The 15633-nt window shown below is 52.7% G+C and carries 18 protein-coding genes, 1 pseudogene and 1 other annotated feature; of the genes and pseudogenes, 16 read left to right on the forward strand and 3 right to left on the reverse strand.

The features are described from left to right. Window positions 1-17 precede the first annotated feature (17 nt). Window positions 18-365: a TRAP transporter substrate-binding protein DctP gene (gene dctP, locus ACZ5N7_RS02030; protein ID WP_464656940.1), complete on the reverse strand. Its 348-nt coding sequence runs from the start codon at window positions 363-365 to the stop codon at window positions 18-20. Between the two features lie 49 nt (window positions 366-414). Between dctP and ACZ5N7_RS02035 the strand changes: the two are divergent. The 3 genes and pseudogenes from ACZ5N7_RS02035 to spoVAE all read left to right on the forward strand — a co-directional run. Then, a pseudogene (locus tag ACZ5N7_RS02035) lies at window positions 415-531 on the forward strand (two-component system response regulator); the annotation flags it as partial. A gap of 254 nt (window positions 532-785) precedes the next feature. Next, complete coding sequence (gene spoVAC, locus ACZ5N7_RS02040) at window positions 786-1280, forward strand: stage V sporulation protein AC (RefSeq protein WP_464656942.1); 495 nt, start codon at window positions 786-788, stop codon at window positions 1278-1280. Between the two features lie 237 nt (window positions 1281-1517). Then, on the forward strand, window positions 1518-1868 hold the full coding sequence (gene spoVAE, locus ACZ5N7_RS02045) for a stage V sporulation protein AE (protein WP_464656944.1): 351 nt from the start codon (window positions 1518-1520) through the stop codon (window positions 1866-1868). Between the two features lie 411 nt (window positions 1869-2279). Here the strand turns inward: spoVAE and ACZ5N7_RS02050 are convergent, their stop codons facing one another. After that, window positions 2280-2453, reverse strand: coding sequence for a hypothetical protein (locus tag ACZ5N7_RS02050; protein ID WP_464656946.1), 174 nt, complete (start codon window positions 2451-2453; stop codon window positions 2280-2282). A 185-nt stretch (window positions 2454-2638) separates the two neighbouring features. Between ACZ5N7_RS02050 and ACZ5N7_RS02055 the strand changes: the two genes are divergently transcribed. The 13 genes from ACZ5N7_RS02055 to ACZ5N7_RS02115 all read left to right on the forward strand — a co-directional run bounded on the left by ACZ5N7_RS02055 (window position 2639) and on the right by ACZ5N7_RS02115 (window position 14211). Further along, entirely contained in the window at window positions 2639-3598 is a 960-nt protein-coding gene (locus ACZ5N7_RS02055) for an AAA family ATPase (RefSeq protein WP_464656948.1), read from the forward strand. Between the two features lie 4 nt (window positions 3599-3602). Next, the gene (locus tag ACZ5N7_RS02060) at window positions 3603-4847 is read left to right on the forward strand and encodes a DUF58 domain-containing protein (protein ID WP_464656950.1); all 1245 of its coding nucleotides are present in this window, start codon (window positions 3603-3605) and stop codon (window positions 4845-4847) included. Beyond that, complete coding sequence (locus ACZ5N7_RS02065; protein ID WP_464656952.1) at window positions 4844-7057, forward strand: transglutaminase TgpA family protein; 2214 nt, start codon at window positions 4844-4846, stop codon at window positions 7055-7057. The genes ACZ5N7_RS02060 and ACZ5N7_RS02065 overlap by 4 nt, the downstream gene beginning before the upstream one ends. A 299-nt stretch (window positions 7058-7356) precedes the next feature. Beyond that, entirely contained in the window at window positions 7357-7857 is a 501-nt protein-coding gene (locus ACZ5N7_RS02070; protein ID WP_464656954.1) for a YqeG family HAD IIIA-type phosphatase, read from the forward strand. 14 nt (window positions 7858-7871) lie between these two features. Further along, complete coding sequence (gene yqeH / locus ACZ5N7_RS02075) at window positions 7872-8993, forward strand: ribosome biogenesis GTPase YqeH (RefSeq protein WP_464656956.1); 1122 nt, start codon at window positions 7872-7874, stop codon at window positions 8991-8993. Window positions 8994-9122: 129 nt separating this feature from the next. Then, window positions 9123-9983: a shikimate dehydrogenase gene (aroE, locus tag ACZ5N7_RS02080; protein WP_464656958.1), complete on the forward strand. Its 861-nt coding sequence runs from the start codon at window positions 9123-9125 to the stop codon at window positions 9981-9983. Next, window positions 9983-10276 carry a ribosome assembly RNA-binding protein YhbY gene (gene yhbY / locus ACZ5N7_RS02085; protein ID WP_464656960.1) on the forward strand — a complete coding sequence of 98 codons (294 nt, stop codon included), beginning with the start codon at window positions 9983-9985 and terminating at the stop codon, window positions 10274-10276. The genes aroE and yhbY overlap by 1 nt, the downstream gene beginning before the upstream one ends. Window positions 10277-10344: 68 nt before the next feature. Then, on the forward strand, window positions 10345-10932 hold the full coding sequence (locus ACZ5N7_RS02090; protein WP_464656962.1) for a nicotinate-nucleotide adenylyltransferase: 588 nt from the start codon (window positions 10345-10347) through the stop codon (window positions 10930-10932). After that, complete coding sequence (gene yqeK, locus ACZ5N7_RS02095) at window positions 10922-11494, forward strand: bis(5'-nucleosyl)-tetraphosphatase (symmetrical) YqeK (protein WP_464656964.1); 573 nt, start codon at window positions 10922-10924, stop codon at window positions 11492-11494. The genes ACZ5N7_RS02090 and yqeK overlap by 11 nt, the downstream gene beginning before the upstream one ends. Window positions 11495-11533: 39 nt before the next feature. Beyond that, the gene (gene rsfS, locus ACZ5N7_RS02100) at window positions 11534-11881 is read left to right on the forward strand and encodes a ribosome silencing factor (RefSeq protein ID WP_464656966.1); all 348 of its coding nucleotides are present in this window, start codon (window positions 11534-11536) and stop codon (window positions 11879-11881) included. Then, the gene (locus ACZ5N7_RS02105; protein ID WP_464656968.1) at window positions 11878-12780 is read left to right on the forward strand and encodes a CvfB family protein; all 903 of its coding nucleotides are present in this window, start codon (window positions 11878-11880) and stop codon (window positions 12778-12780) included. Before rsfS ends, ACZ5N7_RS02105 begins: the two co-directional genes overlap by 4 nt. After that, on the forward strand, window positions 12777-13553 hold the full coding sequence (locus ACZ5N7_RS02110; protein WP_464656970.1) for a class I SAM-dependent DNA methyltransferase: 777 nt from the start codon (window positions 12777-12779) through the stop codon (window positions 13551-13553). The genes ACZ5N7_RS02105 and ACZ5N7_RS02110 overlap by 4 nt, the downstream gene beginning before the upstream one ends. A 91-nt stretch (window positions 13554-13644) precedes the next feature. Continuing rightward, complete coding sequence (locus ACZ5N7_RS02115) at window positions 13645-14211, forward strand: GNAT family N-acetyltransferase (RefSeq protein WP_464656972.1); 567 nt, start codon at window positions 13645-13647, stop codon at window positions 14209-14211. A gap of 212 nt (window positions 14212-14423) precedes the next feature. Here the strand turns inward: ACZ5N7_RS02115 and ACZ5N7_RS02120 are convergent, their stop codons facing one another. Further along, a complete protein-coding gene (locus ACZ5N7_RS02120) occupies window positions 14424-15170 on the reverse strand; it encodes a ThuA domain-containing protein (RefSeq protein WP_464656974.1) in 747 nt (248 codons plus the stop codon). Window positions 15171-15333: 163 nt separating this feature from the next. Continuing rightward, window positions 15334-15571: a binding site (T-box leader), on the forward strand. Window positions 15572-15633 lie beyond the last annotated feature (62 nt).

Consider the following 15633-nt stretch of genomic DNA (forward strand, 5'->3'; position numbering starts at 1 on the left):
GTCTTAATTCCTCTCGCTCAGCTGCCGCTGTCCAGATACTTTGCGCGGAGTTCCTTGATTTTCTCCACCAAAGGAGCGCCTATTGCCGATTTATACTGGTCGTACATCGGATCGAGCGACTTCATCCAAGCACGCCGCTCTTCCGGAGTCAGAACGTGAATCTGCAGGCCGGGAATTTTTTTCAGCTCGTTTAATTGGGATTCGTTCATCGAGGTGGCCAGCTCTTTCATCCAGACGGTCGTTTCGTCCATTGCTGCGCGAAGCTCGGCTTGAACATCCGGGGGCAGGCTGAGCCAGAACTTTTTGTTGACGATGACCGCATATCCCAAATAACCGTGGTTGGAGACTGTCATATATTTTTGCACCTGATAGAGCCGCTTCGTATAGATGTTGGATGTCGTATTCTCCTGTCCGTCCCGCAGATATCTGGAGTAATTGGAGAAATCGGACCAGGTGGTACTGGATATTCTGTACGGCGGGGTAGGCAGGCCGGTTAACCGGTACGCATTGCATCGGCATGCGAAAAACTAATATTTGCCAATATTCCTGTGTAAATATCCCGTCACTTTTTGGCAGATACTTTACTTATTGTTTGCACCGTGGGAAGTTGCGGCGATTTGGAATCAAGGTCGGCTTCCCGGCCTCAGCTCGCCGCCAGGCGTGCGCCTTGTGGAAGCTTCTGGATATAAGGCCCGACTGGGAACACGAACAACGCGGCACGTCGTCACCAGTGAGCCACGGTTGTTTATAGTGCGACGCCAATAATTTGCAAAGGAATGGGCAGCATGGCAACGAAAACGAAAAAAATGTCTCCTGTACAGCAGCAATATCAAGAGCTGGCCAAAGAAAGAGAGCCTGCAAGGCCGGTACTGCGCAACTGCGCCATAGCTTTTCTGGTTGGCGGGACGATTTGCCTGGTTGGCCAGGCGCTGATGGAGTTTTTTATGAAGTATTTCAATTTCACTGAAAAAACGGCAGGCAACCCGACAGTGGCGGTACTCGTGTTCGTTTCGGTGCTGTTAACGTCCTTGGGAGTTTACGATAAAATCGCGCAGTGGGCGGGGGCGGGGACGGCCGTTCCGGTTACGGGCTTTGCCAACTCCATGAGTTCCGCGGCGCTTGAGCATCGAAGCGAGGGCCTTGTGCTCGGAGCTGCAAGCAATATGTTTAAGCTGGCGGGTTCGGTCATTGTGTTCGGGACGGTTGCGGCATTTTTCATCGGGATTATTCACCTGATTCTTACGCTTATAGGAGTTTCCTTCGCCGGAGGCGGGCATTAACGTGATTCAGGCAAATGGTGATCAGCAGGGGAAAGCGTACCGTGCACTGCGCATGGGATTGTCGGGCAAGGTGACGGGGGAGAACATGCCATGCACTGCGCATGGGATTGTCCGGCAATGTGATAGGGGAGAGAATGCCCTGCACTGCGCAAGGGATTTATAGGGCAAGGCGATCAGCTGGCGAAGAGTACGCCCGTTGCGCGAACGAGTATAAATTGGCATTGGAGGTGAACTGGGATGATTTTTTTGTGGGCGTTTCTGGTTGGAGGAGTTATCTGTGTGATCGGCCAGCTCATGATGGACGTGGGAAAAATGACGCCGGCCCATACGATGTGCGCTTTGGTTGTGACCGGCGCGGTCCTAGATGGGGTCGGTTTGTACGATCCGTTGGTGAAGTTCGCAGGGGCCGGGGCAACTGTTCCGATTACTAGCTTCGGCAGCTCTTTGGTGCACGGTGCGCTGACGGAGCTGAGGGTGCACGGATGGATCGGAATTATAACCGGCATTTTCGAGGTGACCTCGGCGGGGATATCGGCGGCCATTATTTTCTCTTTTTTGGCTTCGCTGGTTGCTAAGCCGAAGGGCTGAGAGAGCGGCACCCTGTGGCCTTCTCACTCGGTAGGAGGAAGCATGGAATTTATTGAGCTGAAGCCAATCATATTCGTGGCACCTGAGCTTGTACATTCGCAACACCTGAGTTTACTGTATGAGCAGGAAGCTCATACTGGAGGAAAGGTCCAATAATTCGTGTGAAGGCGAAAAAAGTGCCACTTGGTCACTCGTGAACAATTACCGCAAAAGCGCGGTTATTTCCCGACTATTTCGGATTATTTCCCGGGAATAAAGAAAAAAATGCCGCTAATGAGGTATTTCCCGGGAGAGAAGGCTTGTTTGAATGATCTCATTATTGCACGCTAAAGCGTTTTCAAACCGGCGCTCAGGCTCTTTTGTCGCTGTCTCGGGCCCCGCTTCCGCAGGTCACGCTCCCAGTTCCTCCATTTACCACCGTCCCGCCTTATCCACCGCCGCTGCCGGGTTCCGCCACGCAAACATCCCCGCCCAAATCCCCGCCCCGTCCCCGGCCTCGCTTCCCCCCACCGATGCCACTGCCTGGTCTCCTCCATGATCGCTTCCGCGCTCCGCCTCCTCCCCGTCCCTACCGCCGCCGCCCAACCCCACCCGCCCACGGGACCTTTTTACATCCCGGCGAAATTGATCATTCCACCTGTGGAAGTTCACAAACAATTTGATAATTTTTACATCTATACTCCTTTTTTTCATTCTTGTAAAATGGTATTATGTCTATCCAACTTTTTTACAGGTTGAGAGACTTAGCAGGATATACAGGAGGGAACGGAATGACCGCCACCGTAAAACAGGAACTTCAAATGATACAGCTGCTGAAAAATAATTTGCAATCGTGCATTCTGGGCAAATCCGAAGAGATTACCCTGCTTTTAACCGCTCTGCTCGCCGGAGGTCATGTGCTGCTTGAAGATGTACCCGGAACCGGGAAGACCGTCCTGATCAAAGCGCTTGCAAAATCGATCCAAGGCGAATACCGCCGTATACAGTGCAATCCTGACCTGCTTCCTACCGATATCACCGGGGTTTCCATATATCATCCCAAGACGGAGGCCTTTATTTTCCGCCCGGGTCCGGTAATGACCAATATACTGCTCGCCGACGAGATCAATAGGGCCACGACAAAGACGCAATCCGCCCTGCTGGAAGCGATGGAAGAGAGCCATATTACGGTAGACGGAGAGACGCATGTACTGCCGTCTCCGTTTCTGCTTTTGGCGACGCAGAATCCGATAGATTTTGAGGGAACCTACACTCTGCCGGAGGCTCAGCTGGACCGTTTTATGATGAAGATAAGTCTCGGCTACCCCGATGAAGCCACGGAGAAAGAGATGATTTTCTCGCAAAGAAAGGCGCATCCGCTGGAAAGTCTCGAGCCCGTCGCGGATACGCGCGAAATTCTTGCCGCACAGCAAAAAGTGAAGGAAGTTCACCTGGACGACGCTATCGCCTCTTATCTTGTATCCATAGCCCGAAGAACTAGAGAACACACTTCCATCTATCTCGGGGTCAGCCCGCGGGCCACTCTGGCTCTGGTGCACGCCGCAAAAGCCTATGCTTTCATCCAGAACAGGGATTACGTCATTCCGGACGACATCAAATTTTTGGCGCCCAGCGTCTTCGGCCATCGGATGCTGCTTCATTCCGAAGCGCGTATGGAAGGAGCTACCGTTCCTTCTGTTCTGCAATCGATCTTCCAGCAGGTGAAAGTGCCCGTCCGATTGGAGAAGTGATCCTATGAGAAGCTATATATTGGATTCTTTGTCAGAGAGGGAAAAATTCACCCCGCAGTTTTGGATCGTACTGGCTGTATTTTTTAGCTCGCTTTGTTTTTTATTGTTCCAGGGTGGAAAAATGGCGTCCGTTCTGTTTGCGATTGTGACCATCCTCAGCGTCTACCTGCTTCTGGGCAAATGGAGCGGCATCAAAAAGACCCAGGCCGTGAGGGAGATCGCTCTTCCGGATAACGAGATGGCGCTTGAGGCGGGGACTTCGCTGACCGTCAGGATGAGCCTGCAAGTACCCGGCTTTTGGCCGATTCCTTATATTTTTGTAAAAGACCGTCTGGTCCGCAAGAATGGCGAAGCCCGTGTTTTTGAAGCGTCGCTGGTCCCGGATTGGAAGAGAAGGGGCGAGCTGGAGTATACGACTCCTCCGCTTCGCAGGGGATTTTATCATTTTGCGGGGACGGAATGCTCTACGGAGGACGTGTTTGGACTGTTCCAGCACAAAGCGGCCTTGGAGCTGCCTTATTCCGTAGCCGTGCTGCCTCAAACCGTTGCGATCAAGGAATGGAAGCAGCTCCACCAGCTGCTTAATGGAACGAGCCACCATTCCGCCTCGACAAGGGCTTATCGCGAAACGACCCAGCTTAACGGAGTTAGGGAATATATCTATGGCGACCGGTTGTCGAGGATCCATTGGAATGCGACGGCCAAGACGGGTACCTGGAAATCGAAGGAATTCGAAAGGGAATCCCTGCCCAAAACCGTGTTTCTGCTGGACCGCGCCCAATCCTCCTATATGAACGGAGAGATTTTTGAGCTTGCGGTGTCAGTCACTGCATCCATGTTCCAATACAGCACGAACAGGGAGTTAGCGCTCGGGCTGCTGTCGGTGGGCTCTGATCATTTTTATCACGAACCGCGGAGGAACGGATCCCGTCAAATGACGGTAATGAACCACCTTATCGGAGTGGAGGCCGACGGAGCGCGCACCCCGCTGCAAATTTTGAAAGACCGGGCGCCTTTCCTGCAGCCGGGCACGTTCGTCGCCATCGTCTCTCCCCAGCGCGGAGAAGCGATGCTCCAAACGTTAAACTGGATTAAGCAGCGGCAGATGAATCCTTGCCATTTATGGCTGTCGCATGGAAGTTCAAGCGACAAACAGTGGCTGCAGGTGCTCGCCTTAAGAGGCATCGCAGGCTATTCGATACGCTCGCTGCAGGATCTGCCGATAGTGTTGGGGGGACGTTACGCATGAACGAAGGAAATAGTCTGTGGAGCCGGCTGTTTATTTTCGAATGGGAGCGGAGGCTGACCGCCTTGTTCACCGGCATTTTCCTGCTGCAGTTCGTTTATTGGATATCCAAAGAGGATGGACTGTGGCTGCCTGAAACTGTCAGGATCGTAGAGTATACACTCCTCATCACCTTCTTGATTCATATTATCCCTTTTATCCATTACAGCTTGCGAGGGATTCTTCATGTCGCTTCCGTGATCTGGATTTCCGCGGCTCTGCTGAATTTTCACTGGATTTCTCCAAGCGGGCGATCTATCCTGGATTTTGTCACCGCCAATGTGCTCGGCTTGACCCCTTATTTGTGGTTTGGCCTTGTGGCCTGTGTCCTTTATTTGCTGACGATCTGGTGGGTCGGCGTAAAATGGAGAATTTATACCCTTATCCTTGTCAGCGTGCTGGCGTTTGCGGTCCGGGATTCTTTTTCCATTCTTATTCTGTGGCAGCAGATGGCCATGATCCTGTTCTCCGGATTGTTCCTTGTGGCCGTATCCCATTTCCAGGGACTTAAACGCAAGGCGCCGCGGGGCTGGCAGTCCCTCTCGGAATATCCTTTGTCTATTGCCGTGCCTGTAGCCGCGCTGGTCACCTTTACTATTGTGGCAGGATCGCTGGCGCCCGAAATCCGTCCGCTCCTGACCGATCCCTATTCCGCATGGAGGGCGATGAAGGGCCAGGGAGTTGCGTTCACGACGGGAAAAGGCTATGAAGTGGCCCCGCTGTCCAAGCAGGAAACCGGCTCCGGTTACAGCCGCAACGACCAGGCGCTCGGCGGCGGCTTTAATTTTGATTACACACCGGTAATGACGGTAAGCACCTCGGATAAAAGCTATTGGCGGGGTGAAACCCGTTCCAACTACACTGGTAGAGGATGGGAGCCTTCTCTGCTTGACCGCCGGGCGTCTTCCGTGGGCATCATGCCGGATAACGTGCTTCCGGGAGATCACCGCACGCCAGGCTCAAGGCTGAAAACGGTAGAAGTCAAGCAAACATTTATGTTTACCGGGGAGGAGCCTTATCCTTATCCCGTCTTGTTCGGAGCGTCGCCTATAAGCAGGCTGGAAAGTGTGAACAGCACGACGGACAATTTTGACAGCTTTGTGTGGGTACCCCGGCAGGCTGAGATTAGGGTGAGAAAGAAGGAGCCCATCAACCAATATACCCTTGTTTCCAAAGTTCCCGTCATCGACGAAGACATCCTGAAGACGGTGCCGATGGATGCGTTAAACCGCGGTGAGTTCAACGATGCTCTTCAGCTTCCTCAAGACCTGCCCGTCAGGGTAAAACAGCTGGCTGAGGACATCACCTCCCCTTACGATACGCCTTACGAGAAAGCGAAGGCGCTTGAGCAGTATTTGAAAACCAAATTTCCATACAATAACAAGCCTGATTTGTCCAAAGGAGTCTCCAGGGATTTTGTAGACCGTTTCCTGTTTGAAATCAAGGAGGGTTACTGTGATTATTATTCCTCGGCTATGGTCGTCATGGCACGTTCAGTCGGCCTGCCGGCCCGCTGGGTGAAGGGCTACGCGCCTGGGGAGCGGATCCAGGACCAATACTCAAGAGAATTCCAGGATCCGCAGGCGTCCGTGGGCTCAGGTCCGGGTAATTACACGGTACGGAACTCCGATGCGCATTCCTGGGCGGAGGTATATTTCTCAGGCATCGGCTGGCTGCAGTTTGAGCCCACCGCCGGTTTTACGGTTCCGCTCACGACCGCTCCTTCCGAGCCCGCCGCGGACATGAAAACCGAGCCTGTCACTGCCGCTCCCGCTCTCCCGGAGAAGAAGAAAGACGACTACAATGGCTGGATTTATGCGGCTTCGGCGGTAGTGCTTGCGGCGTTTGCGGCAGCGGCAGTGTGGTACTTCGGCTTCACGCACACTGTCGGCGCATGGTTTACCGCGAAAAAAGCTTTCAATTACAGGCAGAAAGTCATTGTGGAATGCGAAAAGATGCTGCGCGTGAGCCGAAGCAGGGGATACATCCGCGAAGAGCATGAGACGGTACGGGAAGCGGTGAAGCGCTGGATTGCCGGGAACAGGCAGCTCAGGGCGGATTTGGAGCAGATGCTCGCTTTGTTCGAAAAAGCTAAATACGGCAATGCTTCCATCACGGAGCAGGACTGGCTCCATGCAGCCCGTATCGTGGATAAATTGAAGACGAACATGTAGCGGAGTTGCACGGCGGGTGGTCAGACCCCATAAGCCCGATCTGCTGCGCCATAAGGCGTTTCTTTCAGGCTTCCTGAGAAAAGCGCTTTGCGTGTTTTTCCGGAGCGTTTTGCAAGGAAGGAGGCAGTATGGTATAGTTTGTCTGAAGTACCATCAGTAGGCAGGGGATTGCGCCAGAGCATGAAGCGCCTTTTTCGGTGAAACTGGAGTTTATAGATTAACCAGAATAGAAGGCTCCGGTTGGGGCTTCTTTTCTTCTATTTATGTCAAAAATGTCCTTACGTACAGGGGTGAACGGTGTGTTCAATAAGCTGATTCCTCGTCAGCAGGTCAATACGGTGTTTGATATCGATTTGCATGCTTTGAAAGCGCAAGGAATCCGCGGCATTATAACGGATCTCGACAACACGCTGGTAGGCGCGAAAGATCCGCACGCCACACCAGAGCTCATCGAATGGCTGAAAGTCGTCCAGCAGCTCGAATACGAAGTCGTGATCGTATCCAACAACAGGCACGGCCGCGTATCCACATTTGCGACGCCTTTATCCATCGCTTTTATCTACAGCGCCAGGAAGCCTACCAACGCGGCTTTTCACAAAGCATTGAAATTAATGAATCTGCAGCCTCATCAAGTCGTCGTTGTAGGAGACCAGATGCTGACGGACGTCCTTGGCGGCAATTTGATGGGGTTGTTTACGATTCTTGTACAGCCGATTTCGCTGGGGGACGAAGGATTTTTGACCAAAATCAACCGCAAAATCGAGAAATTTGCGCTTCAGTGGATGAAACAGAACAAGTGAGCCTGGAGGAATTTATGACGGAACCACAGATACAAGAACAGAACTGCGCGGGCTGCGGCGTCAAGCTGCAAACGGAGCACACGGACCGGCTGGGCTATGTGCCGGCCAAGGCGCTGGAGCGGGATCCCATCATTTGCCAGAGGTGTTTCCGCATCAAAAATTACAACGAGGTGTCCGGCATTATGCTGGACGGAGAGGACTTCGTAAAGCTGCTCACTCATGTGGGGCACACAGACAGCCTAGTGGTCCATATCCTGGATATATTCGATTTCGAAGGGTCCGTGATCGCAGGGCTGTCCAGATTCGTCGGCAGCAATCCCGTCCTGCTCGTTGTCAACAAAATCGACCTTCTGCCGAAATCGACGAACCTCAACCGGTTGAAGAACTGGGCCCAGAAACAGGCCAAAGAGAACGGGCTGAAGCCTGTGGACATCGTGCTGTGCAGCGCAAAGCGAAACATGGGATTCGAGCGGGTGATCGATGACATAGCCCGATACCGCAGGGGCAAAGACGTGTATGTGGTCGGCGCCACGAATGTGGGGAAATCGACGTTAATTAACCGGCTGATCAGCGACTACAGCGACCTTGATTCCGAGCTTACGACCTCACCCTATCCGGGAACGACGCTGGATTTGGTGAAAATTCCGTTGGACGACGGCAAATTTATCATCGATACGCCGGGTATTGTTTATTCCCACAGGATGACGGAGATTGTTCCTAAACGCAGCCTGAACACGATCATGCCGGACCGCGAGATGAAGCCTGTTGTTTTTCAACTGAACGAGGGGCAGACGCTGTTCTTCGGGAGCCTGGCGCGTTTCGATTTCATAAAAGGGGAAAGGCAGTCTTTTACCTGCTACACCGCTACCGCGTTAACCATACACCGCACCAAGCTGGAGCGGGCGGACGAGCTGTATGACGAGCATAAGGGGGAGCTGCTGGCGCCGCCGGGCAAGGAGGAGTTGGAGCTTCTGCCCAAGCTCATAAGAATCGCTTTTACTATCCCGAAAGGACAGAACCGGGATATCCTTATTTCAGGCCTGGGATGGATCAAAATCAACAGCACTGCCGGAGCGGAACTGGCCGTCCATGTGCCGAAAGGCATCAAGGTAGCCGTGAGGGATACGCTGATCTAAGGTAATTGTTTGCTTAGGTTATTCTTAACGTTAAACTTTTTTTATCAGGAATGGTGGCCTTTAAATCGCGGCCGCTCATTTTTTAAAGGGCTCGGGCAGAGGTTTTCTTATGGGGGGAGCCGAGGGAAAATGGGGAAAGTAGACACCCGCACGGTAATGTATGGAGTTTTTGGGGATCCGGTCAAGCATTCGAAATCGCCGGTTATGCTGAATCGGGCTTTTATGGAAACGGGAATCAACGGCCTGTATGCTGCATTCCACGTGCTTCCCGCCAATTTAGAGGCTGCGGTGAAAGGCGTTAGGGCGCTGAATTTCCGCGGAATTAACGTCACGATTCCCCACAAAGAGGAAGTGATGAAGTATTTGGACGAAATCGACGAAGGAGCACGCGTCATTGGAGCCGTCAATACGATTGTCAATGATGGCGGACGGCTGATCGGATATAACACGGACGGCATTGGATATGTGCGTTCGCTGAAGGAAGAGACGGGCATTTCCCTCGCGGGAAAGCATATTCTGGTGATCGGAGCCGGGGGAGCGTCGAGAGGCATCACGTACGCCCTGGCTAAAGAAGGTCCGGCCTGCATCCGGATCGCCAACCGTACCAGGGACAGAGCAGTGGAACTGGCTGACGAGCTGTCATCGTTGAGCGATTGTGCCGGGATGGGGCTGGACCAAATTGCAGACAATATGCAGGGGGTCGACCTTGTCATTAATACAACATCTGCGGGCATGCACCCGGCCGTTGACGAGCTTCCAATGGACACTGCACTTCTGCGCGAAGGCATGGCGGCCAGCGATCTTATCTATAATCCCCCGGTGACCCGATTCCTTAGGGAAGCGCAGGAACGGGGAGCGATGATTCACAGCGGCTTCGGCATGTTCATCTATCAGGGCGCCTACGCATTCGAGTATTGGACCGGTGTACCTGCGCCCGTGGAAGCGATGAGGCAAGCCGTGGAACAATCTTTTACAGAGGAGCAAGCATAATGAGTCTGACAGGCAAGCAAAAAAGGCATCTTCGTTCGCTGGCCCATCATTTGGATCCGATTTTCCAGGTGGGCAAAGGCGGGGTGAACGACAATCTGATCCGGCACATCGAAGAAGCCATTGAAGTGAGAGAGCTGATCAAAGTGTCGATTCTGAGCAATAATGACGATGACCGTTCCGAAGTGGCGGAGCAGCTCGCCGAAGGCTCGGGGTCCGAGCTCGTCCAGATCATCGGCAAGACGATTATTCTGTACAAAGAGTCAAAAGACCATAAACAGATTGAACTCCCCTGATTTACGGGTAATAAGTATTGCCGATGCTAGAGCTTTTCGGGGCTCGGGGGATTTGAGGTGAGGGTAATATGAAGGTTGGGATTATGGGAGGCACATTCGATCCGATCCACTACGGCCACCTGGTGGCCGCGGAGCAGGCGAGAGTCGGAGCGAAGCTGGACGAGGTGTGGTTTATGCCCACTCATGTCCCCCCGCACAAAAGCCATCTGCCGGCTGCATCTGCTGCCCGACGTTGGGAAATGGTGAATAAAGCGATTGAGGACCATCCTTGCTTCCGGGCATGCGATTTGGAACTGCGGCAAGGCGGCACATCCTACACGGTGAATACGGTCAAGCTTCTGTGCAGCCAGGAACCGGGTATCGATTTTGCTTATATAATCGGTGCGGATATGGTGGAGTTTCTGCCGAACTGGTTTAAAATCAATGAAATCATACAATATATTTATTTTATAGGACTGCAGCGGCCCGGGTATTCCATTGATATGACCAACCTCACAGAAGCTATCGAAGAACGGGTGACGATTGTGGGCATGCCGATGATTGACATTTCGTCCACGAAGATCAGAGAGCGGTTAACCCAAGGTCTCTCAATCCGTTATTTAGTTTCGGAACCCGTGAGGCAATATATAAAGGAGCACCGTCTATATGAATCGTGAAAAGCTGATGGAAGCTGTAAAGCGGCACATGCCGGAACGAAGATGGCAGCATACGCTGGGAGTAATGGAGTCGGCGGCCGAGCTGGCTAAACGGTTCGGAGCGGATCCCTCCAAAGCCGATGTCGCCGCGGTACTGCATGATACCTGCAAATACTGGCCGGTCGGCAAACAAGCGGAGGCGGTCAAAAACAGCGGGGCGCAGCTTGACTTGCTTGAATACGATAAGGAGCTTTGGCATGCGCAAGCGGGCGCTTTTGTAGCGGAGCGGGACTTCGGGATCCAGGACCGCGAAGTGCTGGATGCCATCCGCTATCACACCTCCGGACGCGAGAACATGACGCTGCTGGACAAGGTGCTCTGGCTCGCCGATTATATTGAGCCCGGCAGGGACTTTCCAGGAGTGGGCGAGGTCAGACAGCTGGCTGAAGCGGACTTGAACCAGGCTTTGATAGCAGCTTTCGATAATACCATCCGCTTTTTACTGCAGCATGGAAAAAGAATATACCCGCTTACGGTTTTGGCGAGAAACAGCCTTATAATGGAAATCCGGCAGGAAAAGTAAGTGTACGGCTATCATAATTTTTTTATAAGGAGGAATTTGATGAGCATATCTCCCGAACAATTAATGAATGTTGTCGTGAATGCGGTAGAAGACAAGAAAGCGATGAATGTAACGACTCTGAACCTGACTGGAATTTCCCTGGTCTCGGATTATTATATTATTTGCCACGGGAACTCGGAAACCCAGGTTCAGGCAATCGCTTCGGAAGCCAAGAAACAAGCGGAAAAAAACGGGGCCACCGTACGGGGCGTAGAAGGCTTCGATACTGCTAGATGGGTGCTTGTGGATATCGGCGACGTGGTTGTTCATGTATTCCATAGGGATGAAAGGGAATATTACAATATCGAGCGTTTGTGGTCCGACGCGAAGGTTGTGGAGCGGGTATGAAGCTGGAAGCGGGCCGCGTAACACAGCTGACAGTCGACAGGGAAGTTCCTCCAAACGGCTACTTTCTCACTAACGGCAGCCAGGATGTTCTGCTGCACTACAGCGAGGCGGAAGGTTCGGTCAAACCGGGCGACGCGGTTGAAGTTTTTCTGTTCCATGATACGCAGGACCGGCTCGCCGCTACAATGAAAAAGCCACTTCTCACCTTGGGACAGGTTGGGCTGCTGGAAGTGGTCGATGTCAATTCCAGGTTGGGCTGTTTTTTGGAGATGGGGCTGGGACGGAACCTGCTGCTGCCAAAAAATGAAGTTCCGGAGTTCGAGGAATTGCGTCCTGTCATTGGCGACAAAGTATTCGTGACCATGGACCATGACCGTCAAGGCCGCTTGATCGCTAGATGGGCCGGTGAGCGGGAGCTGGTGCCGCTTTGTTTCGAAGCTCCTGCGTCCTGGTTGAACCAATGGGTCGAATGCCGTGTTTATAAGCCGCTGCAAATGGGCAGCTTCGTCGTATGCGACGGAGGAGTGGTCGGGTTCGGGGTGATCGGACTTATTCATTCCACTGAACGTACACGGATGCTCCGTTTGGGTGAGCAGGTGCGGGCCCGGGTTATTTTTATACGTGAAGACGGGAAAGTCAACCTTTCGATGAGGGCGGCCAAACAGCTCAGCATGGGCGAAGACGCGGAAACGCTGCTTGCTTTCCTCAAGGATCGGCCTAACCAGGCGATGCCTTATTCGGACGAAACGCCGGCCGATCTGATCAAGCAGCGGTTCGGCTTCAGCAAGTCCGCTTTCAAGAGAGCTTTAGGCAAGCTGATGAAGGAAGGTCTGGTTACTCAACAAGGAAGCTGGACTTATCTGAAGAAAGAAGAGCGTACGGGCGGAGGCGATGAATGATGTCGTACCGCCAATTCGCCTATGTTTATGACCGTCTGATGGCTGATATGCCTTACAGGGAGTGGCTGAAATTTGCTGAAGAGAGCTTCGCGAAATTCGAAAAGCCCCGCACCATAGTGGATCTGGGATGCGGCACGGGCAGCCTCGCGATCCCTTTGGCGCAAGCCGGGTATCAGGTGATCGGAATCGACCTTTCCGAGGACATGCTGTCGATCGCGCACGATAAGACGGAGCGGCTGCGGGGGCTCACAGGCAAAGCCTTCAAAGGCTCCGTCACCTGGCTGCATCAGGATATGAGAGAATGGGAATGGAGCGAGCCTGCCGACTGCGTTATTTCGTTCTGCGACTGCCTGAACTATTTGCTGGAAGAAGAGGATTGGAAAAGCGCCTTTGAACGAGTCTATGCCGGCTTGAAGCCGGGAGGGCTTTTTTTGTTCGATATGCATGCGGCCGTCCAATTGGAGTCATACTTTGAACAACAGCCTTTCGTCTATGACGAGGATGGACTGGCTTACATATGGACCTGCGATTACGATGAGGATAGGACCGAAATCGAGCACGCACTGACCATTTTCGCGTTGGATAACGCCTCGGCCCCTGAGCGGTACCGCAAATTTGTGGAGTACCATCAGCAAAGAGCTTATCCTCTTGAATGGGTCAAATCGGCTCTGTCGGAAGCAGGGTTTACGGATACCTTCTGCTATTCGGATTTTACATGGGAGCGGCCGACGGAGGATACCAGACGCATCTTTGTAGCGGCGATAAAAAGATGAATGGCTGGCCACAAGCCTGGTACATAAGAAGGCTCACTCTGCTCGTAAGGGCAGGGTTTCCTGTTTTTCTATGAAAGAAGGAGGAATACCGGTGATTGTTAAGGGTGCGGACCTGGAGACGGAACGTCTGATTTTAAAAACGGTTGATGAAAGCGAGACCCGGGTCGTGGTTGAATTTTACCGGCGGAACCGCAAATTTCTGGAGCCCTGGGAACCTTTGAGGGAAGAAAGCTTTTTTAGTGCGGGGGTGCAGGCCGACATTCTGCAGACGGAAATGGAAGCTATGATCCGCGGGCAGATGGTTCGCTGGTGGCTGTTTAAAAAAGCAGAGGGGATGTCCCGAGCGATCGGAAATATAGGACTTTCGAACATCGTCCGCGGCGTCTTTCAATCGTGCCATCTGGGTTACAAAATCGATGAGAACGAAGCCAATCAAGGGTATATGACGGAAGCGCTGCAAGCGGCTATAGATTATGCTTTCCAGGAGCTGAAGCTGCATCGGATTGAAGCGAACATTATTCCGGGCAATGAGCCTTCTATGCGGCTGGTGCAGAAGCTGGGATTCCAGCAGGAGGGGCTGGCGCGCAAATATTTGAAAATCAACGGCAAATGGCAGGACCATATCCACATGGCGCTTTTGAACGAAGCTATGGATTGACACTCTACACGGCTATGTCAGCGGGACTTATTTAGATGCATAGGCTGACAAACTACCACGGGAACGCAGATAGGCGGTTGAGATCATCCCGTTACGCGGCGGACTCCTTAGAAACCGGAAAAGCCGATGCAGCTTGAACAGCCGCACCGGCCGATATTATGGCTCAAGTGAAATAAAGAGTTAATACGTTTGCGGTCAGATCGGACTGGCTCTTACTTCACCGCTGCAGGATCTTCGGATCTGATGATTTCCAAAGGCTTAGCATTGCCATACTTCGGATATTCCCGAGTGCTGGGCGCGGCCCATTGAACAGCATTGCCTATCACGCGGCGAACGCTCTCATTGAAATAAGTCGGATAGGTTTCGTGGCCCGGACGGAAGTAGAAGATCTTGCCTTGGCCTCTGGTGTAGGTGCAGCCGCTGCGGAACACTTCTCCGCCTTCGAACCAGGAAACGAACACAAGCTCGTCCGGCTGCGGAATATCAAAGTGCTCCCCGTACATTTCTTCATGCTCCAGCTCGATATATTCTCCTATGCCTTCCGCGATAGGATGGCCCGGGGATACGACCCACAGCCGTTCCTTCTCGCCGGCTTCCCTCCACTTGAGGTCGCAGGAAGTACCCATCAGTCTTTTGAAAATTTTGGAAAAATGACCCGAATGCAGCACGATCAGTCCCATTCCATGCATGACGCGGTTGAATACTTTCTCCACGATTTCGTCCTGAACTTCGCCGTGGGCCGTGTGGCCCCACCAGACCAGCACATCCGTGCTGTTCAGCACCTCTTCGGTCAGACCGTGTTCGGGCTCGTCCAAAGTGGCGTAGCGGACATTGACATCGCCTGTCAGCCCTTCACCGATCGCTTGGTGGATCCCGTTAGGGTAAACGGCTCTTACTTTTTCGTTCTTCTTTTCATGGCGGTGCTCATTCCATACCGTAACGTTCAATTTATTCAACATTGCGTTGCTCCCCCTGTCCTGATTTCCATTGCACAAGTCTAGTATATGAAACCGCCGTGTTAAAATATATGCACGATCTTGTCGTTTTTCTATTCGAATCTGACATAGGCGGACGGCACTTGACACGGCACCGTTATTTTGCATATAATCGAAACACAAATGAACCACGGCAACGAAAAGGATTAGTAGCTTTTGGAGCGTCTTGCAGAGAGCCGGAAAGGGTGGAAACCGGCAGACGAAAGAAGCGAACTCGCCTTGGAGCCAGAAGGTGACCGTCCGCGAAGGCAGCGGATGCTAGCCGGATCGTAAACCCGCGTTAAGGGAAAGAGTGAACAGGGGCGAAGTACGCCTGCTGTTAACTAGGGTGGTACCACGGGAATAACAAACCTCTCGTCCCTAGCCGTTGCGCTAGCGATGCGGGGTTTTTTTGTTGTCATGGAAATACGAAGATGCGGAGAATGGG

It is taken from the genome of Paenibacillus sp. JCM 18996 (assembly GCF_055392555.1).

Excerpts from the sequence above, each read along its gene's own strand:
- spoVAC (WP_464656942.1), top strand. The coding sequence starts at position 786 with ATGGCAACGAAAACGAAAAAAATGTCTCCTGTACAGCAGCAATATCAA.
- spoVAE (WP_464656944.1), top strand. The coding sequence starts at position 1,518 with ATGATTTTTTTGTGGGCGTTTCTGGTTGGAGGAGTTATCTGTGTGATC.
- ACZ5N7_RS02055 (WP_464656948.1), top strand. The coding sequence starts at position 2,639 with ATGACCGCCACCGTAAAACAGGAACTTCAAATGATACAGCTGCTGAAA.
- ACZ5N7_RS02060 (WP_464656950.1), top strand. The coding sequence starts at position 3,603 with ATGAGAAGCTATATATTGGATTCTTTGTCAGAGAGGGAAAAATTCACC.
- ACZ5N7_RS02065 (WP_464656952.1), top strand. The coding sequence starts at position 4,844 with ATGAACGAAGGAAATAGTCTGTGGAGCCGGCTGTTTATTTTCGAATGG.
- yqeH (WP_464656956.1), top strand. The coding sequence starts at position 7,872 with ATGACGGAACCACAGATACAAGAACAGAACTGCGCGGGCTGCGGCGTC.
- aroE (WP_464656958.1), top strand. The coding sequence starts at position 9,123 with ATGGGGAAAGTAGACACCCGCACGGTAATGTATGGAGTTTTTGGGGAT.
- yhbY (WP_464656960.1), top strand. The coding sequence starts at position 9,983 with ATGAGTCTGACAGGCAAGCAAAAAAGGCATCTTCGTTCGCTGGCCCAT.
- ACZ5N7_RS02090 (WP_464656962.1), top strand. The coding sequence starts at position 10,345 with ATGAAGGTTGGGATTATGGGAGGCACATTCGATCCGATCCACTACGGC.
- yqeK (WP_464656964.1), top strand. The coding sequence starts at position 10,922 with ATGAATCGTGAAAAGCTGATGGAAGCTGTAAAGCGGCACATGCCGGAA.
- rsfS (WP_464656966.1), top strand. The coding sequence starts at position 11,534 with ATGAGCATATCTCCCGAACAATTAATGAATGTTGTCGTGAATGCGGTA.
- ACZ5N7_RS02105 (WP_464656968.1), top strand. The coding sequence starts at position 11,878 with ATGAAGCTGGAAGCGGGCCGCGTAACACAGCTGACAGTCGACAGGGAA.
- ACZ5N7_RS02110 (WP_464656970.1), top strand. The coding sequence starts at position 12,777 with ATGATGTCGTACCGCCAATTCGCCTATGTTTATGACCGTCTGATGGCT.
- ACZ5N7_RS02120 (WP_464656974.1), bottom strand. The coding sequence starts at position 15,170 with ATGTTGAATAAATTGAACGTTACGGTATGGAATGAGCACCGCCATGAA.